Origin of the sequence: Donghicola mangrovi (assembly GCF_013377535.1) — a bacterium.
GTDB lineage: Bacteria > Pseudomonadota > Alphaproteobacteria > Rhodobacterales > Rhodobacteraceae > Donghicola > Donghicola mangrovi.
In genome coordinates, this window is the sequence record NZ_JABCJE010000003.1 from 128,065 (window position 1) to 148,662 (window position 20,598).

Sequence of the window (20,598 nt, forward strand, 5' to 3'; positions counted from 1 at the left end):
TAGTCTGCGCGCCATGTCAATCTGGACCCGTATATCAGAGGCCCTAGCCGCTCTTGCCAAAGGCGAGGGGCTGTCCGCCTTGTTCGAGCGCCTGCGCACGCCGCCGGAGCGGTCTGTGGGCTTTACCATTGCTGTGATTGCGTTGTCGGCCAAGATGGCCAAAGCGGATGGATTGGTGACGCGGGACGAGGTCATGGCCTTTCGCGAGATATTCCATATCGACCCCGCCGAGGAGGCCAATGCCGCGCGGCTGTTCAATCTGGCCCGTCAGGATGTGGCCGGTTTTGAGGAATATGCTCGCCGGATCAGGGGGATGTTCGACGCCGAATCCCATGCCCTGTGCGATCTGATGGAGGGGCTGTTTCACATCGCTATGGCGGACGGCACCTATCACCCTGCCGAAGATGCGTTCCTGCGCCGTGTGGCCGAGATTTTCGAACTGGGGGAACGGCGGTTTGCCTCGCTCAAAGCGCGGTTTGTGCCGGGGGCCGAGGCTGACCCCTATGAGGTTCTGGATATCGATGCGGATGCCGATGATGCGGCGGTGCGGGCTGCGTGGCGGGCGGCGGTGCGGGAATCCCACCCTGACCGGATGATCGCACGGGGCGTGCCGCCCGAGGCGATCAAACTGGCCGAGCGCCGGATGCAGGCGATCAACCGCGCGTGGGAAAGCATCCGCATGGAACGCGCCCTTTGACCCACTAGGCAAGCCCCGCCGGGGTGCCTATGTGTTCGGTCATGAAAAAGATTTTGCTGATGATCCCTGTGGCGCTGCTGCCTGTGATGGCCGCCGCCCAAGACACCACCCAGACCGAACCCGAGACCGGCTTTGGCGCGATCAAGCGCGGGTTCGGCATGATTTTCGATGGCCTGAAAGACGAGGTTGATCCGGCCATCGACGGGCTGAAGGACAAGGCAGGCACGCTCAAGGACAAAGCCTATGAGGTCGGGCCCGAGCTGCGCGATTGGGTGGTCAGCATGGGGCCTGCTCTGCGCGATCTGGCGGCCAAGGTGGGCGATCTGAACGACTATCAAGCGCCCGAGAAGTTGCCCAATGGTGACATTATCCTGCGCCGCAAGGTCCCGCTGGACCCCGAGCAGCCCGCGGAAACCGACCTGCCCGAGGGGCAGATCGAGCTTTAGCCTTCGATGATGACTTCGTAGGTCGAGTCCAGCGCCTTGGCCAAGGAATCCAGACGGGATTCCGCGACCTCTGAATAAAGCTCTGAGGCGGCGGCGTTCAGGCGCAGTTCCAGATGCTTGCGTTCCTCGTGCCATTCGAAGCGGCCGGGGGTCTGATCCTTGCGCATCCAGAGCATCGCGCCGAAGCGCATCGCCTTGCCCAGAACTTCGGCCTCGCGGGTTTCTTCGGGGGATAGCAGGGGGGCCAGCGGCTGGAACTGGGGCGTCGTGGGCTTGTTCTTGTAGCGATAGAGCAGGGCAAGACCCAGGAACACACGCTCGCGGTGGGACAGCCCGCCAAGGTTCGCGCGGGTCGCGTTGTCGAAGCACGCATCGGCGCGGTAATCGGGGTGTGCACGCCATGTCACGTCGTGCAGCAGGCACGCGGCCTTGATGATCCGGGCGCGTTCCAGGCTGATGCGGGGGAACAGCGGCAGGACAAAGTTGAACAGACCCTTGCCGAAACCGGGCATACGGGCGTCCTTGATTTCCGAGAAACGGCAGGCCTCGATCAGCGGGTCGCGGTCGCGCAGTTCCTGCGGCATCTGTTCGTAGAGCAGTCCCTCGCGGATACCGTAGCTCGAGATCGCGATGTCATGAGGCTTGAAGCGTTTGACCACGCATTCCAGCACCTCGGAGGCCAGCGGCACCAGCGCCATACGCGCCGAGGAAATGCCGCAAGCCTTGCGCAGACCTTCCAGATCGTCGTGTTTTTGGATGAACTCCAAGGTGTCCAGCAGGTCCTCGCAGCTCATCTGGTATTCGTGCAGAACGTGCAGGGGATAGCCCTGACGCTCCATGTCGATGCGGCCGATGGCGCGCCACGAACCGCCCACAAGGAACAGGCGGTCGTTCTGGGGGCCCATCACCTCGATCAACTCATCGACGGTTTTTTCGATATGGGCGCGGCGGGCGGCAGCGCCCCCTTCGATGGCTTGCAGCTTCAGCGGGGCGAGGGGCGAGGTCATGCATTTCCCCACCTGACCGCGCCGGATTTCCGCCAGTTCCATCGACGAGCCACCAACATCGCAAACCAGACCATAGGCACCGGGCCACCCCAGCAGCACCCCTTGGGCGGACAGGCGAGCCTCTTCGGTGCCTTCGATCACGTGGATCGTCATGCCGGTTTCCGATTCGATCTGCTCTTTGAATGCGGGCCCGTCCGAGGCTTCGCGCATGGCAGCGGTGGCAACCACATGCAGGGGCGCGCAGCCGATTCCCTCGGCCAAGGCCTGAAACCGGTGCAGAGTCGCGCGGGCTTTGAGCTTGCCTTCGGGGTTCAGCATGCCGGTTTCCAGCAGGCCTTTGCCGAGGCTACACATGACCTTTTCGTTAAAGAAATAGGCGGGGCTGCGCGCGGCCCCGTCAAAGATCACCAGTCGGACAGAGTTCGACCCGATATCCACGACCCCCACTTTGGACAGTGCCCGCGCTTGCGGATCGACAATCAGCGGACGCGCGAAATGCGCATGATCGCTGCCAAAGGGGGACGCGGCGGTGTTCATCAGCCAGACCTGTTTTTTACCAAGCTATCAGACACTTTTGGGGAAAGTGCCGCCCGAGGTCAATCTTCGGTATGCGTCAGTTTCGGCACGTCAGCCGCGCCCGCCGATCCACGGCCCGACAGCGACGGGTTTTCCATGAAGAAGCGGTGGCAGCTAAAGGCGAAACGGCCTTCTTCGAGTTGGGCGCGCTTGAACTTGCCATCGGGGGACATCACCCAGCTTTGGGCTATATCGGCCATGTTGGCGGCCATGATCTGGTCAACGATCTGCGCCTTCACCGTGGGGTTCTCGATCTCGATCAGGGTTTCCACACGGCGGTTCAGGTTGCGGCCCATCCAGTCGGCGGACGACATGAACACCCTCGCCTGACGCGAGGGCAGGGCATGGCCGTTCCCGAAACACGCGATCCGCGAATGCTCAAGGAACCGGCCCACGATCGATTTCACGCGGATATTCTCGGACAGGCCCTTGATGCCGGGGCGCAAACCGCAAATCCCGCGGATCACCAGAGAGATCGGCACACCCGCCTGCGAGGCGCCATACAGGGCGTCGATGACATCAGGCTCGATCAGTGAATTCATCTTGGCCCAAATACCCGAAGGACGTCCGGCACGGGCGTTCTCTGCTTCCTCGCCGATCATGCGGATCAGGTCGGCCTTCATGTTGGTGGGGCTGATCGACAGGTTTTCCAGATGCTCGGGCATCGCATAGCCCGACAGGTAGTTGAACACCTTGACCGCATCGCGCCCGATGGACGGGTTGCAGGTAAAGAGGCTGAGGTCGGTGTAAATCTTGGCCGTGATGGGGTGGTAGTTGCCGGTGCCAAAGTGGCTGTAGGTCACCAGCTGATCGCCTTCGCGGCGGACCACGGTGCTGATCTTGGCGTGGGTTTTCTGGTCCACAAAGCCGTAGACCACATGGGCCCCCGCGCGCTCCAACCGGCGCGACTGGCGGATGTTGGCGGCCTCGTCAAAGCGGGCTTTAAGTTCGACCAGCGCGGTAACGGATTTGCCATCCTCGGCGGCTTCGCACAGGGCTTCAACGATGGGGCTGTCTTTGGACGTGCGATAGAGGGTCTGCTTAATCGCCACCACATTCGGGTCACGGGCGGCCTGCTGCAGGAAGCGCACCACCATGTCGAAGGTCTCGTAGGGGTGGTGCAGCAGCATGTCCTTCTGGCGGATCGCCTTGAAGATATCGCCGTCGTGGTCGGTCACGCGCTCAGGCACGCGGGGGGTGAAACTGGGCCACAAGAGATGCGGCAGATCGTCGATCACCAGTTCCTTGAGGTCGGCCACACCGATCACGCCATCCACCTCAATGACCTCTTCGTCGCTCAGGTGGAGTTCGCGCATGATGATGTCGAGCAGGTTCTTGGGCGCACCGGAGGAGATTTTCATCCGGATCACTTCACCACGGCGGCGGCGTTTCAGGGCGCTTTCGAATTCGCGCACCAGATCTTCGGCCTCTTCCTCGACCTCCAGATCGCTGTCGCGCAGCACGCGGAAGGTGCAGTGACCCTTCAGCTTGTAGCCCGGGAACAGCTGGTTCAGGTGCAAAAGCAGCAGCTCTTCGAGCGGGATATAGCGGAATTGCTCGGGCTCGGAGGGTAGGCGGGTAAAGCGCGGGACCTGCGCGGGAATGGGCAGCAGGGCGTGCAGGGTCTTGCCGTCGCGGGTGCGCTCCAGCTGCAGTGCCAGCGAGAAGCCGGTGTTCGGGATAAACGGGAAGGGGTGCGCAGGGTCGATCGCCAGCGGGGACAGAACCGCAAAGACCTGATTCAGGAACACATCCGCCAGATGCTTCTGATCCTCGGGGGTCAGAGAGTTGCGGCCATGCAGGGTGATGCCCTGATCTTCCATCTCCTTGCGCAGGCTGCGCCAGACAACCTGCTGACGTTCCATCAGTTCGCGGGCGTCGGCGTCGATCAAGCGTAGCTGCTGGCTGGGGCTCAGGCCATCCTGCGAGGGAGTGGTGTTCCCTTCGCGCTTCAGTTCGCGCAGACCGGCCACGCGGACGGTGTAGAATTCATCGAGGTTTGTTGCCGAAATCGACAGAAAGCGCAGACGTTCCAGCAGAGGGACGCGGGTGTTCTCGGCCTCTTCGAGAACGCGCATGTTAAAGCCCAGCCAGCTGAGTTCGCGGTTGTAAAGACGTTTGGGACCTTCGATCTCCTCGGGGGGGAGTTCGACGGCTTCGGTAAATCCGGAGTGGAGAAAATCAACGATATCCATGTGCACAAGACCTTTTCCGTAACAACGGATGGAATTTTAGGCACTTCGTAGCTTGTCTAGCACCTCGGAAGCAAGCTTTCGGTTCACTGCGCGGCTCTGTTCGAGGCCAGTTTTATCAATGGCTGCAACGACTTTGATCGCGCTCGAGAACGATCGGTCCATGTGCCGCAGGAGGTAAGAGATCGTGTCCGGACTGGGAAACAGTTGGCGATCCGCGAACAGCTTGGTCAGAACCGCCGATAGTAGCGCGTCATCTGGGGCCTTGAGACCGATGGACTGGGCCCCCTGCATCCGGCTTTGCAGATCGGGCAGGGTCAGCCCCCAGACCTGAGCGGGGCGCACATCGGTCAGCAGCAGGCGGTTGCCTTCGGCCAGCACCAGATTGTGCAGGTGGAACATCGTCTCTTCCAGCGGACGGTTGCCCGCGATGGCAGAGATATCCTCGATCGCGACGTGGTTTTTGGCCAGCGCGGGGATGTCGGCCCCCTCCAGATCGGCGGCGTTCAGAATCGTCGCGTGGGTGCTGCCCGCCCACACATGGGCCAGATGGGTTTTGCCCGCGCCCTCGGGGCCATAGAGCACCAGCTTGCCGCCCGCCCAATTGCGCCAGCCATCCAGCAGCGCCACGGCCATTGCGTTGCCCGGCGAGACAAAGAAATCCTCGCGGCCCAAGGCAGGTCGTACAGGCAGATCAAAGCTTAGCTGGCGTGCCATGGTTTACGGTGCGTCCCTGCCGGTCAGGCCTTTGTACAGCCGGCTGTCTTTGTATTGCGAGGCGATGTAACGGATCACAACCCCCAGAGAGGCCGCCAGCGGTACAGCAACCAGAAGGCCGATGAAACCGAAAATCGATCCAAAGACCGACAAGGCCAGGATCAGCCAGACCGGATGCAGACCGACCGAATTGCCAATGAGCATTGGGGTCAGGACGTTGCCTTCCAGAATCTGGCCGACCTGGAACACGGCAAAGACTGCGGCAATCATCCACCAGTCGCCCCAGAACTGGAACAGCGCCAGACCGATGGACAGCACGCCGCCCACAATCGCGCCCACATAGGGGATAAAGCTAACCAGTCCCGCGATGAACCCGACGACGAGGCCAAAGTTCAGCCCCACGATCATCAGCGACACCGCGTAATAGGTGCCAAGGATCAGACAGACGGTACCCTGACCGCGCACAAAGCTGGCCAAAGTGGCATCAATATCGCCGAAAATCTTGCGGATGACAGGGGCGTGGTCGCGGGGCAGCAGCTCGTCAATCTTGGCGATCATGTTGTCCCAGTCCAGCAGCAGGTAGAAAGACACCACCGGCACCACCACAAAGAACATCGCGATGTTCAGCAGGGACGCGGCCGAGGACAGCACCCCTTGGAGCAGTTCGCCGCCCTTTTCCTGAATGGTCTGACCGGCCGAAGTCAGCGCGTTATGCACCGGGCTGCCAGAGGCCACCATCTCGGGGAAGCGGCTGGTCAAGCTGGTTTTCAGCTTTTCCATGATGTCGGGAGCGGTCTTGAACAGGTTCACCGCCTGTTCGGCCATGGTCGGCACGATGATCAGCGCGGCCACCACGAACACCAGCACCGCACAGAGGGTAATCACCACCGTCGCCATCACGCGGCTGAGGCCGTGCGCCTCGAGCCAGTCTGCGACAGGGTCCAGAAAATAGGCCACTGCGGCGCCCACAAAGAAGGGCAGCAGGGTATTTCCCAGATACCAGAGCGTGATGAAGAACACCGCGGCGGCGATTCCCCAGTATTTCGCCTGTTGTTGTGCAGGTAGGGACATGGGCAATCCTCCGGATAGGTCAGTTTGGTTGTCGCTGAACGGGCCTCATTATGCAAGCGCGGCGCCCCTTTGCCAGCAAAGCCCCGACTTAGCTGTTTTCAAGGGGGCGGTTGCGCTTTAAACCGCTGCCAAACGTAATCACTGATCCGAGGGTTCCATGCGCCTGTCCCGCTACTTCCTGCCCGTTCTCAAGGAGACACCTGCCGACGCGCAGATCGTCAGCCACCGACTGATGCTGCGGGCCGGTATGATCAAGCAAACCAGCGCCGGTATCTACGCCTGGCTGCCGCTGGGCTTCAAAGTCCTGCGCAAGATCGAAAACATCGTCCACGACGAGCAGATCAAAGCCGGCCACATCCCCATGCAGATGCCGACCCTGCAATCGGCAGACCTGTGGCGCGAGTCCGGCCGCTATGACGGCTACGGTCAGGAAATGCTGCGGATGCAGGACCGTCACGAGCGTGACATGCTGTTCTCGCCGACTGCCGAGGAACTGTTCACCGACATCTTCCGCAGCTACGTGCGCAGCTACAAAGACCTGCCGCTAACCCTCTATCAAATCCAGTGGAAATTCCGCGACGAAATCCGCCCCCGTTTCGGCGTGATGCGTGGCCGCGAATTCTACATGAAAGACGGCTACAACTTCGACCTCACCAAAGAGGACGCGCTGCACGCCTATAACCGTCACCTCGTCAGCTACCTGCGCACGTATGAGCGTATGGGCCTGCAGGCGATCCCGATGCGCGCCGATTCCGGCCCGATCGGCGGCGACGACACCCATGAATTCCTCGTGCTGGCGGACACCGGCGAATCCGAAGTGTTCTACGATTCGGAAATCACCGATCTGACCTTTGGCGACCGCGAGATCGATTTCGCGGACAAGGCCCAGTGTCAGGCCGTGCTGGAAGAGTTCACCAGCCGCTACGCCCGCACCGACGAAACCCACGACGAGGCGATCTTTAACGAAGTTCCCGAAGAGCGCCGCCGTGTGGCTCGGGGGATCGAGGTTGGCCAGATCTTCTATTTCGGCACCAAGTATTCGGACGCGATGAACGCCACCGTGCAGGACGCCGAAGGCAACAAGGTTCCGGTTCACATGGGCAGCCACGGCATCGGCGTCAGCCGTCTGCTAGGGGCGATCATCGAAGCGAACCACGACGACAACGGCATCATCTGGCCCGAGGGCGTGACCCCCTTCCACGTGGGTATCGTGAACCTCAAGCAGGGCGACGAAGCGACCGACGGCGCCTGTGAGCAGCTCTATGCCGCGCTCGAGGCCGAAGGTTTCGAGCCCCTGTATGACGACCGCAAAGACCGCGCAGGTGCAAAGTTCGCGACCATGGACCTGATCGGTCTGCCCTGGCGCGTGACGGTTGGCCCCCGCGGTCTGGAGAAAGGCGTGCTGGAACTGACCTGCCGCCGCACCGGCGAAAGCGTCGAGTTGTCGATGGAAGACACCATCGCCCGCATCAAGGAAATCTACGCCAAGCACCCGCACCCTAAGGGTCTGTAAGCGGTACTGGCGCATTGATCAGGGGCCTCGACCAACCGGTCGGGGCCCTTTTTCTTTGGTTGCGCGAATCAACTGACCAGTTGGGGCGGGCGACTGGCAGGAAATTGTCCTTTTCTGCAGCGAATGTGCTGATCTGCCGCGTGGATCGGGACGGTTTTGGCGCGACAAATATCGCTTTTCATTTCGCGATCCGCTATTCCTGCCCGCCAACTAGAGGTTGTCGGCAAGGCAAATGTTTCTCAGGGTCGTGGTTGTCAGTGTCAGTTTGCTTACGGGGGCGGGGCTATCGCAATTCCCCGAATTCTCGCAGCAGTATCTGCAGCGACTTGGCGGCGCTGTTGATGCGCTAGAGCAGGTCGTCTCTGATTTCGACCATTCCGCCGCCGCCGTCGGCCTGAGCCGCCACAAGGCGCTGGACGAGATGAACGGCTCTCCCTTTTTGCAGCGCAGACAGGCGGACTTGCGCCGGACCATCCTGCGCTACGAGGAGCTTTTGAACGCTTATACCGCTTTGCGTTCGGGCGGCCCCTTTACCCGTTTCTACGAGATCGAGCACCTGCAAGACCCGCAAATCCTGCAGGGCACTTGGGATGATTTCCAACCGGCGCTACCGCTGACCTTCGAGGGGCTGTTCTTTGCTCTTTTCGGGTTCGGGGCGGGGTACGGCGTCATGAAGACGGTGGCGAAACTTTTCCGGCCCGGACGCAGACGGAACAAACCCACGGCCGCGTGACTTGACCCCGGGGGTGTGATTTGCGCATCTACGCCCGACAGTCGAGGAAGCCCGATGGCCAAAACAACACCGCCCTTTGCCCCGTTCGAATTCATGATTGCCTGGCGCTATTTGCGTGCCAAACGTGCCGAGGGCGGGGTCAGTGTGATGACCTGGATTTCGCTGGTCGGGATCACGCTGGCGGTGTTCGCGCTGATCGCAACGCTGGCCGTACGGTCCGGTTTCCGCGAAGAGTTCGTGGACACCATTCTGGGAGCGAATGCGCACCTGACCGTCTATCAGGATCTGGAATTTTCGGCGAATGCGGCCGCCAGCCGCAAGATCAGCGACTACACCGAGATGGCCGCGCGCATCGCCGCTGTGCCCGGTGTCAGCCACGCCTCGCCCTTGGTCAAAGGGCAGGTGATGGCCAGCGCCAACAGCCGCAATGCCGGGGTCGAGGTTTTTGGCATCACCCTGGATGACCTGAAAAGCATCCCCCGGATCGCGACCCCCGAAGAGGCCATGGGCAGCCTTGAAAACTTCGACAATGGCATTGCCATCGGCTCCGGCGTGGCCCGTGAACTGGGGGTTTTCGTTGGCGACAAGGTGCAGCTGATTTCCCCCAACGGCGTGAAAACCGCGTTCGGCACCAGCCCGCGGGTCAAGGCCTATGAGGTCGTCTATATCTTTACCGCAGGCCGTTACGACGTGGACCGCACCCGCGCCTATCTGCCCTTTGCCGAGGCGCAGGCTTACTTCAACTCGACCGGCACCGCCGACGAGATCGAGGTCATGCTGGACGATCCCGACAAGGTCGAGGACATGGTGCTGCCGGTCTTCAAAGCGGCCGGTGATCGCGCGATGGTCTGGACATGGCGCGACGCCAGCGGTGCCTTCCTGCGCGCGCTCGAGGTCGAGGACAACGTGATGTTTGTGATCCTATCGATCCTCGTGCTGATTGCCTCGATGAACATCACCAGCGGCCTGATCATGCTGGTCAAGAACAAGGGTCGCGATATCGGGATCCTGCGCACCATGGGCCTGACCGAGGGCGCTGTCCTGCGCGTATTCTTCCTGTGTGGGGCGTTTACGGGCGTGCTGGGGACGCTGATGGGCGTTGTGCTGGGATGCCTGTTTGCCATCTACATCGACCCCATCTTTTCACTGGTCAACTACATTGCGGGCGGTGGGGTATGGGATCCTCAAATCCGTGGCCTGTATAACCTGCCGGCCAAGCTGGAGCTGGCGGATGTGCTGAGTGCCGTGTTCCTGTCCTTGGGGCTGAGTTTTGTTGTGACGATCTTTCCGGCCCGCCGAGCGGCGCGGATGAACCCTGTGGAGGCGCTGCGCTATGAGTAAGGCATTGGAATTGCGGGGGATCGAGAAGGTCTACAAACGCGGCGAACCCGGCGAAGTGGCCGTTTTGCGGGGGGCGGAGCTGATTTTGGAGGCGGGAGAGGTTGTGGCTTTGGTGGCGCCGTCGGGGGCCGGGAAGTCTACTCTTTTGCATATAGCGGGGCTTTTGGATACGCCGGACGCGGGGCAGGTTCTGATCGGGGGGCAGGATGTCACCGGTGAGAGCGATCGGCGGCGGACGGTGGTGCGGCGGGATGATCTGGGGTTTGTGTACCAGTTCCATCATTTGCTGCCGGAATTTACTGCTATCGAGAATGTGGTGCTGCCGCAGCTGGCCAATGGTGTGAACGCCAAGGAGGCCACTCAGCGGGCTGAGGAACTCTTGGGGCATATGGGGCTGGGCGGGCGGATGACGCACCGTCCTGCGGCCCTGTCGGGGGGCGAGCAGCAGCGGGTGGCGATTGCGCGTGCACTGGCGAACGGGCCGAGGGTGCTCTTGGCGGACGAGCCGACGGGGAACCTTGATCCTGCAACGAGTGATCGCGTTTTTGCTGCGTTGATGGAGCTGGTGCGGACCACGGGTCTGGCGGCGCTGATTGCCACTCATAACCCTGATTTGGCAGGGAAAATGGATCGGGTGGTGACGTTGCGGGATGGGCTGCTGGTTTGAGAAGGTGCTCTGGGCGCGCATATCCTGACGGGTAGGTGGGGCGTCCAAAGAGAGTTTGTTTTGGCCCTTCGAGACGTGGCGGCTTGTAGTTCGGATTGGTACACCTAAATCAGGAAAGCAATCGCCGGATACCACATTCTATCCCGGTAGTGGTGGCGGTGGCAGTCTTGCGAAACACGGTGTGTTTCGCCTCCAGAACTCGACCTTACACCCAGGGCTTCGGCCTTGGGTATTTTTTTGCAGGTTGCGAATTTCGCATCCATTGGTGGGGAGGGTTGCAGAAATGTTGGGTCTGGAAGGCGTCTGGTTGACGTATGGCTTACGTCATGACGTTGGGGCCTGACGTTATTTGCTGAAATTTGCGGACGGTGCGGCGGGGGGTGCTGACAGGGGGAGCCCTGCGCCCCGTGGTTGGCGGCGGGCCGATGAGTATTTTTTGCAAAAAGAAGCAGGGGTGGTGTGGGGTGGGGGTGTGGCCGGACCTTTGGGGGATTTTGTTCCCTTGGGGGAGGGGGCCGCGTTCGGCTGGCCGCGCTGCGGTGGCAGGTGGTGGGATGTGAGTATTTTTACAAAGAAGAATGGTGGGGGTGGTGTGGGTGGCCGCGGCTTGGGGTTTGCACTGAGGTGGCTTGATGCCTGTGGGGCGCTGAGTGCGGTGGTCAAACCCTGCGTTCGGGCCTGCCCGAACGCTGCGCCCGACCCGCCCCCCAGGGCGGGCGCATTTGCGCCCTCCCTCGGGTACGGGCGCGACCTTATTGATTGACGGGCTGCAACGGCGAATTAGCGTCTGCGTCTGCGTCTGCGTCTGCGTCTGCGTCTGCGTCTGCGTCTGCGTCTGCGTCTGCGTCTGCGTCTGCGTGAAAGCTATAAGGCGGAATTAAGTTGTGTGCTTTATTTGGTGCAAATATCACTAACACCGCAAACGAGACGGGTATTGCTATTTCCACAAGGAAAGAAAGGAGATACGCAGAAAAATTTCTGGAAGCATCTATTAGTCTTTCATTCCTGTCTAGTTTGGCGACGAGCTTTGCGTGATCACGCCACCAAGGATCCTCTTCAGGATGTCTGTCTGGGTTTCCGTATACACCCTCACGTACATCAATTTCGCGCATGGCTGCTGCAGAAATTTCCTTAATGTTCTTACTTCTTTGGGAAATAAAAAGCTTAAAGTCGTCGAAAATTCTTAAGAAGGAAAAGCAGACAAAAATTATGAGAAAGTAAAGTGTTATGAGTATCGCTAAGCCAAAGGGGTCTTCGCTAGAGAAACTAATGGTGATCCCTAAAAGCTCCAGCCCTTCCCCTTTTATAGAAATAAAACTCAATGAAAGGGTGAGGAAAGAAGAAAGCAGGAGTGCTTTCCTAGCAGACTTTAAATCGCTGTGATCAAGAAATAACGGTAGCATCAAACATCCACATCCTCGACGAACTTGGCGTTCTCCTGAATGTATTCAAAGCGCAGTTCGGGCTTTTTGCCCATGAGGCGCTCGACCAGATCGCCGGTTTCGCCGGGGGTGTCCTCGTCGATCGACACGCGGATCAGTTGGCGCGTCGCGGGGTTCATGGTGGTGTCCTTGAGGTCTTTGGCGTCCATCTCGCCTAGGCCTTTGAAGCGGCTGACGTCGATCTTGCCGCGGCCGCCGAGGCCTTTCTTCAGCCACATGTCGCGCTCGACCTCGTCCTGACAGTAGACGCGCTTGGCGCCTTGGGTCAGGCGGTAGAGGGGCGGGCAGGCCAGATAGAGGTGGCCGTGGTCGATCATCGGGCGCATCTGGGTGAAGAAGAAGGTCATCAGGAGGGCGGCGATGTGCGCGCCGTCCACGTCCGCATCGGTCATGATGATGACTTTGTCGTAGCGCAGGTCGTCCACGCGGAAACGCGAGCCGAGGCCGACGCCGAGGGCTTGGGACAGGTCGTTGATTTCCTGGTTGGAGCCCAGTTTGGAGCTGGCGGCGCCAAGGACGTTCAGGATTTTACCGCGCAGGGGCAGGAGGGCCTGGGTCTTGCGGTCGCGGGCCATTTTGGCCGAGCCGCCTGCCGAGTCGCCCTCGACCAGAAAGAGTTCGGTGCCTTCGCGGTTCGAGGCGGAGCAGTCCACCAGCTTGCCGGGGAGGCGGAGTTTCTTGGTGGCGGTTTTGCGGGCGGTTTCCTTTTCCTGACGGCGGCGGAGACGTTCTTCGGCGCGCAGGACGAGGTAGTCGAGGATGGCGCCCGCGGATTTGGTGTCAGCGGCGAGCCAGTTGTCGAAGTGGTCGCGGACCGAGTTTTCCACCCATTTGGCGGCTTCCTCGGTGGAGAGGCGGTCTTTGGTCTGGCCGACGAAGGAGGGTTCGCGGATGAAGATCGACAGGAGGGCGCAGCCGCCGGTGGTCAGGTCTTCGCGGGTGATTTGGGCGGCTTTTTTGTTGTTCACCAGTTCGCCGTAGGCGCGGATGCCCTTGAGGATCGCGGCCCAGAAGCCGGTTTCGTGGGTGCCGCCCTCGGGGGTGGGAACGGTGTTGGTGTAGGACTGGATGAAGCCGTCGCGGCTGGGGGTCCAGTTGATCGCCCATTCCACAGAGCCGGGGACGTTGAATTTCTCGACGAAGGAGACTTTGCCCGCGAAGGGGCGGTCGGCGTAGGTGGAGGCGTTGGTCAGGGTCTCGTTCAGGAAGTCCGAGAGGCCGTTGGGGAAGTGGAAGGTGGATTCGGTCGGGGTCTCGCCGTCGTTGACAGCGGATTTCCAGCGGATTTCGACGCCCGAAAAGAGGTAGGCCTTGGAGCGGACCATCTTGAAGAGGCGGGCGGGTTTGAGTTTGAGCGAGCCAAAGATTTCGGGGTCCGCGTGGAAGGTCACGGTGGTGCCGCGGCGGTTGGGGGCGGCGCCGATTTTGGCGACAGGCCCTTGGGGGACGCCGCGCGAGAAACGCTGTTCGTAAAGCTCTTTGTTTTTGGCGACCTGCACGACCATCAGGTCCGAGAGGGCGTTCACCACGGACGAGCCCACGCCGTTCAGACCGCCGGAGGTCGAGTAGGCCTTGTTCGAGAATTTGCCGCCCGCGTGGAGGGTGCAGAGGATGACCTCGAGCGCGGATTTGCCCGGGAATTTGGGGTGGGGGTCGATCGGGATGCCGCGGCCGTTGTCGCGGACGGTGATCGAGAAGTCCTGGTGCAGCTCGACTTCGATGCGGTTGGCGTGACCGGCCACCGCTTCGTCCATCGAGTTGTCGAGGATTTCAGCCACCATGTGGTGCAGCGCGCGTTCGTCGGTGCCGCCGATATACATGCCGGGGCGCTTGCGCACGGGCTCCAGACCTTCGAGAACCTCGATGGAGGAGGCGTCATAGGTTTCCGCTTCGGTCCCGTTGAGAAGATCGTCGGCCATGCTGCTCGCTTTCTTTGGTAGCTTTGGGGGCTAGAGATACAGCAGCTTGTGGGTCTGCTGCAAGCGGAGGGCGCACGGGGAAATGGATAGGGACCACAGGCCGAGGCGTGGTGCCGTGAGTATTTAGGCAAAGCAGAAAGAATGAGGCGGCAGGGTCAGACGGCGCGGGCCATGACGAGCACCGCACCGATGGCGAGGCTGATGCCGATGACGTCGCGGTGGGCGATCTTTTCCTGAAAGAAGACGTGGCCGAGGGCGGTCAGTGCCAGCAGTGTAAAGATCGAGGCCGCCACGCCCACTTGGGCAAGGGTGATGAAGCGCATGGAGGCGAACCACAGCGCGGCGGACGCGGCGTAAAGGGCGACGCCGAGGAGGGCCCTGCCGGACAGAAGCGTGTCGCCGTCTTCGATGGCGAGTTTGAAATAGTAATCTCCGGCGATGATGACGCAGGTCGCCATCGCACACAGGAAATATCCCCAGAACATGGTCATAGGAGGCCTGAAATTGCTTGTGATTGATGGGGATACCCTAGCACGACCCCATGACGGGTTTGTTATGCAAAGGGCCAAGGGTCGGGAAACCATGACCCTGAAACTTACATTTCTGGGGCGCAGGGCAGGCGGTTTCCGCAAATGGGGGCCAGAGGGGGCCGAATTGCGGGGCGCTGCATTTTTGCACGGGTGGTCGTGTTAGAATGGGCCGCGCTCTTTGACGTAGCGCAAGGTGTGCGGTGCCCTGCGGGTTCAGGATTTGTCCGAACCAAAAAAGGAGAGCCGCATGACCGAGAGCCAGATCGATATTGTTGAAACTTCGGCCGAGGTGGCGCCGGTGGATGTGGTGTCCGAGCCGGTGGCCCCGGTGGTGCGGCGGCCTCATGTGGCGACAACCGAGGAGGTGCGGCGGGCCTTTGAGACCGGCGAGTACCCCTATGACACCAAGATGTCGCGGGTGTCCTATGAGCACGAGAAGGCCAAATTGCAGGCAGAACTGCTGAAGGTGCAGCTGTGGGCCCAAGAGACCGGCCAGCGGTTCGTGGTGCTGTTCGAGGGGCGCGATGCCGCGGGCAAGGGCGGCACGATCAAACGCTTTATGGAGCATCTGAACCCGAGGGCGGCCCGCGTTGTGGCCTTGAACAAGCCCACGTGGGAGGAGCAGGGACAGTGGTATTTCCAGCGCTATGTGCGCGAGCTGCCGACCGTGGGGGAAATGGTGTTCTATGACCGCAGTTGGTACAACCGTGCGGGCGTCGAGCGGGTTATGGGGTTCTGCGAGCCCAACGACTATCTGGAGTTCATGCGGCAGGCCCCCGATCTGGAGCGGATGCTGGTGCGATCGGGGATCCGGCTCTACAAATACTGGTTCTCGGTCACGCAAGAAGAGCAGCGCCGCCGGTTCAAGCAGCGCGAGACGGACCCGTTGAAGCGGTGGAAACTGTCACCCATCGACAAGGCCAGTCTGGACAAGTGGGACGACTATACCGAGGCCAAGGAGGCAATGTTCTTTTACACGGACACGGCCGATGCGCCTTGGACGATCGTGAAATCCGACGACAAGAAGCGCGCACGGATCAACTGTATGCGCCACTTCCTGAGCACCATCGATTATCCGGACAAAGACCGGAAGATCGTCAAGGCGCCCGATCCCTTGATCGTGGGCGGGGCCAGTCATGTGATCCACCGGTCCGAGCATATTCTGGGCACGGCCTTGCATCCCGATCACCGGCGGGTGGCCGAGGACGGGTAAGGCGGAATAACGCCCCTGTAAAAACGCAAGAAAGGGTGTGCGGTCGGGCAGGGGAAATCCCTTGCCCGATGGGGTGGGGCGCTCTATTCCGACCATATGATCAAAAATCCTGCACTTCCGTATTCCACCCATTTCCGGGCCACTTTGCTGCTGGGCTTGCCCTTGATCGGGGGGCATCTGGCACAGTTTGCCGTGTGGGCGACCGATACGCTGATGGTCGGGCGCTACGGGGTCGAGGAACTGGCGGCTGTGGTGCTGGCCACGTCCCTGATGATGACGCTATTCATTTTCGGGTCGGGGTTTGCGTGGGCGGTGATGCCGCTGGTGGCGGCCTCTCAGGCCGAGGGGGACGATGTGGCGGTGCGGCGGCAGACGCGGATGGGTCTGTGGCTGAGCACCCTGTTCGGGCTGGCTTGTTTGCCTGCGCTGATCTGGTCGAAGCCCATTCTGGTGGCGATCGGGCAGGAGCCTGACCTAGCGGCGCTGGCGCAGGATTATCTGCGGATCGCGGGCTGGGGCATTCTGCCAGGCCTTTTCGTGAACGTCATGAAAAGCTATCTGGCCGCGCTGGAGCGCACGGCGGTGGTTTTGTGGATCACGGTGGCGGCGGCGCTCACCAATGCGGTGGTGAACTATGCGCTGATATTCGGCCACTGGGGCGCGCCCGAGATGGGCGTGCGCGGGGCGGCTGTGGCCTCGGTTCTGGTGCAGGTCGTGTCGCTGATCGGGTGCGTGTGGTATGCGCGGGTGGTTCTGCCCCAGCACGCTCTGTTCCAGCGGATGTGGCGGCCCGATTGGGATGTGTTCCTGACCGTGTTCAAGCTGGGTGTGCCGATTGGTTTTACGGCGCTGAGCGAGGTGGCTTTGTTCGCTTTTGCGGCGGTGGTGATGGGCTGGTTGGGGGCGGTGCCCTTGGCCGCGCACGGGATCGTGCTGCAGGTGGCGACGGCGACGTTTATGATCCACATGGGGCTGTCGAATGCGGCGACCGTGCGGGCGGGGACGTCCTTTGGCCGCAAGGACAGCGCCAACCTGAAGCGGGCGGCGATTGCAGCGATGAGCCTGTCGTTCTGCGTGTCCGTGGTGGCCGTGCTGGCGATGCTGATCTACCCCGAAGAGCTGATCATGCTGTTCATGCGCGAGGACGAGGTCCAGATTCAGGCCATCCTGACCGTGGGGGTGACCCTGATGGGGATGGCGGCGCTGTTCCAATTTGTGGACGCCACGCAGGTGCTGGCGATTGGCCTGTTGCGCGGATTGCAGGACACCACGAAACCGATGTGGTTCGCGGGCTTCAGCTATTGGATTGTGGGCGCGCCGATGGGCCTGCTGCTGAGCATGCAGATGGGCTGGGGCGCGCAGGGCGTGTGGATGGGCTTGGTGCTGGGGCTGGCCAGCGCGGCGGTGCTGCTGATGGGGCGGTTCTGGCTGTTCAGTCTGCCGCGCATCCGCGAAGAAGAGGCCGCGCTGCCCCTTGAGGCCACCGAAGCGGCCTGAGGATCAGTCGTCGCTGTCGTCTGCGGCCGCGCCGCCTTGGGAGGCCAGCAGACGGTCGGCTTTCTTGCGGGTCAGGACGCTGCGCAGGTCGTGCATGGCCAATAGCAGCGAGTCCGAGATTTGTTCGAGCTGCTCGTCGGTGGCCTTGGTCTGGGCCCAATGTGCGGTCAGGTTCAGGTGATCCACCGTGCGCAGGATGTCGTCGATCTGGCGTTGTGCCAGAGTTTCGTTCCGCTCGCGCATCCAGTCGGCGATGGCGGCCAGATCCTCGGGGGTCAGGTCGCGATCGCCGTGAGGTTTGATTTCGCCGTTGCGGATGTTCACAGCGGCGATCTGGTCCATCTCGATCCGGCGCATCCGGTTTTCCGTGTCCACGCGAAACACGAAAGCCCCGTTTTCACGAATCCGAAAGAAATAGGGGGGCAGTTCGGTGGACATGGATAATCGCTCTTACTTCAGGGTGGCGCAGAAACGCTGGATACGGGTGCAGGCTTCGGCCAGCGCCTCGTCGGAGGTAGCGTAACTGATCCGGAAGTTCGGAGACAACCCGAAGGCTGCACCAAACACAACCGCAACGTTCTCTTCCTCGAGCAGAGCGGTGGCGAAATCCTCGTCATTCTCGATCTTGGTGCCCGCTGCGGTGGTTTTGCCGATGCAGCCCGCGATGTTCGGATAGACGTAGAACGCCCCATCGGGAACGGGGCAGGTGATGCCCTGAGCGGCGTTCAGGCCGGCCACAACCAGATCGCGGCGACGTTTGAACATCTCGTTGTTCGGGGCGATGAAGTCCTGCGGGCCGTTCAGGGCCTCTAGCGCGGCGTACTGGCTGATCGAGCAGGGGTTCGTGGTGGACTGGCCCTGGATCTTGCGCATGGCGTTGATCACGATCTCGGGGCCAGCGGCATAGCCGATGCGCCAGCCGGTCATGGCATAAGCCTTCGACACGCCGTTCACGGTCAGGGTGCGATCATAAAGCTGGGGTTCCACCTGCGCAGGGGTGCAGAAGGTGTAATCGTCGAAGACAAGGTGCTCGTACATGTCGTCGGACATCACCCAGACATGGGGGTGGCGCAGCAGCACGTCGGTCAGGGCCTTCAGCTCGTCATGGGTGTAGCCCGCGCCGGTGGGGTTCGAGGGCGAGTTGAAGATGAACCACTTGGTGTTCGGGGTGATGGCGGCGTCCAGTTGTTCTGGCGTCAGTTTGAAGCCGTTTTCAATGCCGCATTCGATGGTGACGGGGGTGCCGCCCGCCAGACGCACCATGTCGGGGTAGCTGACCCAGTAGGGAGCGGGAATCACCACCTCGTCGCCCGGATTCAGGGTCGCCATCAGGGCGTTATACAGAACCTGCTTGCCGCCGGTGCCGACGATGACCTGCGCGGGCGTGTAGCCCAGATTGTTGTCGCGGGCGAACTTGGCGCAGATGGCCTGCTTCAGTTCGGGGATGCCATCGGGGGCGGTGTACTTCGTTTTTCCCGCATCAATCGCCGCTTTTGCTGCGTCCTTGATGTTCTGCGGGGTGTCAAAGTCGGGCTCTCCGGCGCCAAGTCCGATGACGTCGCGCCCCTGTGCGGCCAGTTCCCGTGCTTTTTGTGTGACGGCGAGGGTCGGAGAAGGTTTCACGCGCGCCAGGGCGTTCGACAGAAAGGACATCATTAACCTCGGTCATTTGAAAAGCGGTTCCGCTTGTCCTAGTCTTGGCGCGATGACCAATCAAGACACATCCGAGAAAGGGAGTCTGATGGCAGACAACTGGTATAGCCCCGAAGCCGCAACTTTTGGCGATCGCGTCGCCGCCGCCCGTGAAAAGGCAGGCATGAGCCAGATCCAGCTGGCCAAACGGTTGGGGATCAAACTGGGCACCTTGCAGGGCTGGGAAGAAGACACCAAAGAGCCGCGCGCCAACAAATTGCAGATGATGGCGGGTTTGCTGAACGTATCCATCATGTGGCTCTTGAATGGCGAGGGGGATGGCGTAGAAGGCCCCGTAGAGGAAAGCAACGTCCCCACGGCCATCAACGACATTCTGGCCGAGATGCGGGACCTGAAGACGCAGATGACCCAAGGGGCCGAACGGCTGGCCCGCCTTGAGAAAAAGCTGCGTTTGACCCTGAAGGAGATCGAACAGTGACCCAGACCGAGACCCACGAAACCCGACTGAAGCGCCTGATCATGCGCTCCAACTATCGGGGGATCAAGGAAATGGATCTGATCCTGAAAGGCTATGCCGATCGCCGCCTGACCGAGATGTCGGCGGACGAGCTGGACCTCTATGAGGACCTGCTCGAGGAGAACGACCACGACCTGTATCAGTGGGTCAGCGGACAGGGGGCAACCCCCGCCCGGTATCTGGATCTGGTGACCGACATCGCGCGCGGTCTGACCCAGTTCACAAAATAAGGCAGATTTTAGCCATCTTCTTGGGCATTTAACCGAATATTCGGCATTATCCCTTCAGTCTCCGTTTTGAAGAAAATACTGCGGAGACTGAAATCGATGGTTATGCACTCGCCTCCGGCCCGTACGGCCGATCAGAACTTCATGGCGCGCTACCTGGACACCCTGTCGCTGGTGGAGCGCCTTCATCGCCTGCTGTTGGACGTCATCAAGGACGAGTTCGAGCGTGTGGGCGTTCTGGAAATCAACGCCGTTCAGGGCCTGTTGCTGTTCAATATCGGCGAACACGAGGTCACGGCGGGCGAACTCAAATCCCGCGGATATTATCAGGGCAGCAACGTCAGCTATAACCTGAAAAAGCTGGTGGACATGGGCTACATGCACCACGAACGCTGCGCGATGGATCGCCGCTCGGTGCGGGTGCGTCTGACAGAGCGGGGGCGTAATGTGCGCGATGTGGTGTCGGACCTGTTCTTGCGCCATGCGGACGGTCTGCAAACCAAGGCCGTGCTGGACATGGACGGTGTGGACACCATCGCGGGCGCGCTGAAGCGCGTGGAACGGTACTGGACCGACCAGATCCGCTACATCTACTGAAATCGACCGACAAACGCCGGGGGGATGTTTTGTCTGCCAAATG

At 61.1% G+C, this 20,598-nt stretch carries 20 protein-coding genes; 11 read left to right on the forward strand and 9 right to left on the reverse strand.

The window, feature by feature from the left end; translation table 11 throughout:
* Positions 1-13: 13 nt before the first annotated feature.
* On the forward strand, positions 14-697 hold the full coding sequence (locus tag HJ536_RS08575) for a tellurite resistance TerB family protein (protein ID WP_177157420.1): 684 nt from the start codon (positions 14-16) through the stop codon (positions 695-697).
* A gap of 41 nt (positions 698-738) precedes the next feature.
* Entirely contained in the window at positions 739-1,143 is a 405-nt protein-coding gene (locus tag HJ536_RS08580; protein WP_177157421.1) for a hypothetical protein, read from the forward strand.
* Here the strand turns inward: HJ536_RS08580 and HJ536_RS08585 are convergent.
* The 4 genes from HJ536_RS08585 to HJ536_RS08600 are packed head-to-tail and all read right to left on the reverse strand — an operon-like array spanning position 1,140 to position 6,706.
* Positions 1,140-2,687, reverse strand: coding sequence for a Ppx/GppA family phosphatase (locus HJ536_RS08585; protein ID WP_177157422.1), 1,548 nt, complete (start codon positions 2,685-2,687; stop codon positions 1,140-1,142). The genes HJ536_RS08580 and HJ536_RS08585 overlap by 4 nt on opposite strands.
* Before the next feature lie 59 nt (positions 2,688-2,746).
* Entirely contained in the window at positions 2,747-4,921 is a 2,175-nt protein-coding gene (locus HJ536_RS08590) for an RNA degradosome polyphosphate kinase (protein WP_177157423.1), read from the reverse strand.
* A 36-nt stretch (positions 4,922-4,957) separates the two neighbouring features.
* Positions 4,958-5,635, reverse strand: a complete 678-nt coding sequence (locus HJ536_RS08595; RefSeq protein ID WP_177157424.1) for a P-loop NTPase family protein — start codon at positions 5,633-5,635, stop codon at positions 4,958-4,960.
* Positions 5,636-5,638: 3 nt separating this feature from the next.
* Positions 5,639-6,706 (reverse strand): AI-2E family transporter, encoded by a 1,068-nt coding sequence (locus tag HJ536_RS08600; RefSeq protein ID WP_176853521.1) that lies wholly within the window; start codon positions 6,704-6,706, stop codon positions 5,639-5,641.
* A gap of 157 nt (positions 6,707-6,863) precedes the next feature.
* On the opposite strand from HJ536_RS08600, the gene proS reads away from it, so the two are divergent.
* The 4 genes from proS (at position 6,864) to HJ536_RS08620 (ending at position 10,960) form a co-directional block, all read left to right on the forward strand.
* The gene (gene proS, locus HJ536_RS08605) at positions 6,864-8,219 is read left to right on the forward strand and encodes a proline--tRNA ligase (RefSeq protein WP_176853520.1); all 1,356 of its coding nucleotides are present in this window, start codon (positions 6,864-6,866) and stop codon (positions 8,217-8,219) included.
* 232 nt (positions 8,220-8,451) lie between these two features.
* Complete coding sequence (locus HJ536_RS08610) at positions 8,452-8,952, forward strand: DUF2937 family protein (protein ID WP_177157425.1); 501 nt, start codon at positions 8,452-8,454, stop codon at positions 8,950-8,952.
* Positions 8,953-9,006: 54 nt separating this feature from the next.
* Positions 9,007-10,293 carry a lipoprotein-releasing ABC transporter permease subunit gene (locus HJ536_RS08615; protein ID WP_176853518.1) on the forward strand — a complete coding sequence of 429 codons (1,287 nt, stop codon included), beginning with the start codon at positions 9,007-9,009 and terminating at the stop codon, positions 10,291-10,293.
* Positions 10,286-10,960, forward strand: coding sequence for an ABC transporter ATP-binding protein (locus HJ536_RS08620; RefSeq protein WP_177157426.1), 675 nt, complete (start codon positions 10,286-10,288; stop codon positions 10,958-10,960). The genes HJ536_RS08615 and HJ536_RS08620 overlap by 8 nt, the downstream gene beginning before the upstream one ends.
* A 752-nt stretch (positions 10,961-11,712) precedes the next feature.
* Here HJ536_RS08620 and HJ536_RS08625 read toward each other — a convergent pair.
* The 3 genes from HJ536_RS08625 to HJ536_RS08635 all read right to left on the reverse strand — a co-directional run bounded on the left by HJ536_RS08625 (position 11,713) and on the right by HJ536_RS08635 (position 14,905).
* On the reverse strand, positions 11,713-12,363 hold the full coding sequence (locus HJ536_RS08625) for a hypothetical protein (protein WP_177157427.1): 651 nt from the start codon (positions 12,361-12,363) through the stop codon (positions 11,713-11,715).
* On the reverse strand, positions 12,363-14,321 hold the full coding sequence (gene parE / locus HJ536_RS08630; RefSeq protein WP_177157428.1) for a DNA topoisomerase IV subunit B: 1,959 nt from the start codon (positions 14,319-14,321) through the stop codon (positions 12,363-12,365). The genes HJ536_RS08625 and parE overlap by 1 nt, the downstream gene beginning before the upstream one ends.
* A gap of 155 nt (positions 14,322-14,476) precedes the next feature.
* Positions 14,477-14,905, reverse strand: a complete 429-nt coding sequence (locus tag HJ536_RS08635; protein WP_228028678.1) for an EamA family transporter — start codon at positions 14,903-14,905, stop codon at positions 14,477-14,479.
* 193 nt (positions 14,906-15,098) lie between these two features.
* On the opposite strand from HJ536_RS08635, the gene ppk2 reads away from it, so the two are divergent.
* Positions 15,099-16,064, forward strand: a complete 966-nt coding sequence (ppk2, locus tag HJ536_RS08640; protein ID WP_176853513.1) for a polyphosphate kinase 2 — start codon at positions 15,099-15,101, stop codon at positions 16,062-16,064.
* Between the two features lie 96 nt (positions 16,065-16,160).
* Positions 16,161-17,561, forward strand: coding sequence for an MATE family efflux transporter (locus HJ536_RS08645; protein WP_177157430.1), 1,401 nt, complete (start codon positions 16,161-16,163; stop codon positions 17,559-17,561).
* 3 nt (positions 17,562-17,564) lie between these two features.
* Here HJ536_RS08645 and HJ536_RS08650 read toward each other — a convergent pair whose 3' ends face one another.
* Positions 17,565-17,999 (reverse strand): hypothetical protein, encoded by a 435-nt coding sequence (locus HJ536_RS08650; RefSeq protein ID WP_177157431.1) that lies wholly within the window; start codon positions 17,997-17,999, stop codon positions 17,565-17,567.
* A 12-nt stretch (positions 18,000-18,011) separates the two neighbouring features.
* Positions 18,012-19,214 (reverse strand): pyridoxal phosphate-dependent aminotransferase, encoded by a 1,203-nt coding sequence (locus HJ536_RS08655; protein WP_177157432.1) that lies wholly within the window; start codon positions 19,212-19,214, stop codon positions 18,012-18,014.
* An 88-nt stretch (positions 19,215-19,302) separates the two neighbouring features.
* On the opposite strand from HJ536_RS08655, the gene HJ536_RS08660 reads away from it, so the two are divergent.
* From HJ536_RS08660 to HJ536_RS08670, 3 genes are all read left to right on the forward strand, one after another.
* Positions 19,303-19,692, forward strand: coding sequence for a helix-turn-helix domain-containing protein (locus tag HJ536_RS08660; RefSeq protein WP_176853509.1), 390 nt, complete (start codon positions 19,303-19,305; stop codon positions 19,690-19,692).
* 41 nt (positions 19,693-19,733) lie between these two features.
* The gene (locus HJ536_RS08665; protein WP_177157663.1) at positions 19,734-19,961 is read left to right on the forward strand and encodes a succinate dehydrogenase assembly factor 2; all 228 of its coding nucleotides are present in this window, start codon (positions 19,734-19,736) and stop codon (positions 19,959-19,961) included.
* Positions 19,962-20,057: 96 nt separating this feature from the next.
* Positions 20,058-20,555 carry a MarR family winged helix-turn-helix transcriptional regulator gene (locus HJ536_RS08670; RefSeq protein WP_176853508.1) on the forward strand — a complete coding sequence of 166 codons (498 nt, stop codon included), beginning with the start codon at positions 20,058-20,060 and terminating at the stop codon, positions 20,553-20,555.
* Positions 20,556-20,598: the final 43 nt, after the last annotated feature.

Bases quoted from the DNA above. Each gene is read 5' to 3' on its own strand.
- HJ536_RS08575 (WP_177157420.1), top strand. From the start codon at position 14: ATGTCAATCTGGACCCGTATATCAGAGGCCCTAGCCGCTCTTGCCAAA.
- HJ536_RS08580 (WP_177157421.1), top strand. From the start codon at position 739: ATGAAAAAGATTTTGCTGATGATCCCTGTGGCGCTGCTGCCTGTGATG.
- HJ536_RS08585 (WP_177157422.1), bottom strand. From the start codon at position 2,687: ATGAACACCGCCGCGTCCCCCTTTGGCAGCGATCATGCGCATTTCGCG.
- HJ536_RS08590 (WP_177157423.1), bottom strand. From the start codon at position 4,921: ATGGATATCGTTGATTTTCTCCACTCCGGATTTACCGAAGCCGTCGAA.
- HJ536_RS08595 (WP_177157424.1), bottom strand. From the start codon at position 5,635: ATGGCACGCCAGCTAAGCTTTGATCTGCCTGTACGACCTGCCTTGGGC.
- HJ536_RS08600 (WP_176853521.1), bottom strand. From the start codon at position 6,706: ATGTCCCTACCTGCACAACAACAGGCGAAATACTGGGGAATCGCCGCC.
- proS (WP_176853520.1), top strand. From the start codon at position 6,864: ATGCGCCTGTCCCGCTACTTCCTGCCCGTTCTCAAGGAGACACCTGCC.
- HJ536_RS08610 (WP_177157425.1), top strand. From the start codon at position 8,452: ATGTTTCTCAGGGTCGTGGTTGTCAGTGTCAGTTTGCTTACGGGGGCG.
- HJ536_RS08615 (WP_176853518.1), top strand. From the start codon at position 9,007: ATGGCCAAAACAACACCGCCCTTTGCCCCGTTCGAATTCATGATTGCC.
- HJ536_RS08620 (WP_177157426.1), top strand. From the start codon at position 10,286: ATGAGTAAGGCATTGGAATTGCGGGGGATCGAGAAGGTCTACAAACGC.
- HJ536_RS08625 (WP_177157427.1), bottom strand. From the start codon at position 12,363: ATGCTACCGTTATTTCTTGATCACAGCGATTTAAAGTCTGCTAGGAAA.
- parE (WP_177157428.1), bottom strand. From the start codon at position 14,321: ATGGCCGACGATCTTCTCAACGGGACCGAAGCGGAAACCTATGACGCC.
- HJ536_RS08635 (WP_228028678.1), bottom strand. From the start codon at position 14,905: ATGGTTTCCCGACCCTTGGCCCTTTGCATAACAAACCCGTCATGGGGT.
- ppk2 (WP_176853513.1), top strand. From the start codon at position 15,099: ATGACCGAGAGCCAGATCGATATTGTTGAAACTTCGGCCGAGGTGGCG.
- HJ536_RS08645 (WP_177157430.1), top strand. From the start codon at position 16,161: ATGATCAAAAATCCTGCACTTCCGTATTCCACCCATTTCCGGGCCACT.
- HJ536_RS08650 (WP_177157431.1), bottom strand. From the start codon at position 17,999: ATGTCCACCGAACTGCCCCCCTATTTCTTTCGGATTCGTGAAAACGGG.
- HJ536_RS08655 (WP_177157432.1), bottom strand. From the start codon at position 19,214: ATGTCCTTTCTGTCGAACGCCCTGGCGCGCGTGAAACCTTCTCCGACC.
- HJ536_RS08660 (WP_176853509.1), top strand. From the start codon at position 19,303: ATGGCAGACAACTGGTATAGCCCCGAAGCCGCAACTTTTGGCGATCGC.
- HJ536_RS08665 (WP_177157663.1), top strand. From the start codon at position 19,734: ATGCGCTCCAACTATCGGGGGATCAAGGAAATGGATCTGATCCTGAAA.
- HJ536_RS08670 (WP_176853508.1), top strand. From the start codon at position 20,058: ATGGTTATGCACTCGCCTCCGGCCCGTACGGCCGATCAGAACTTCATG.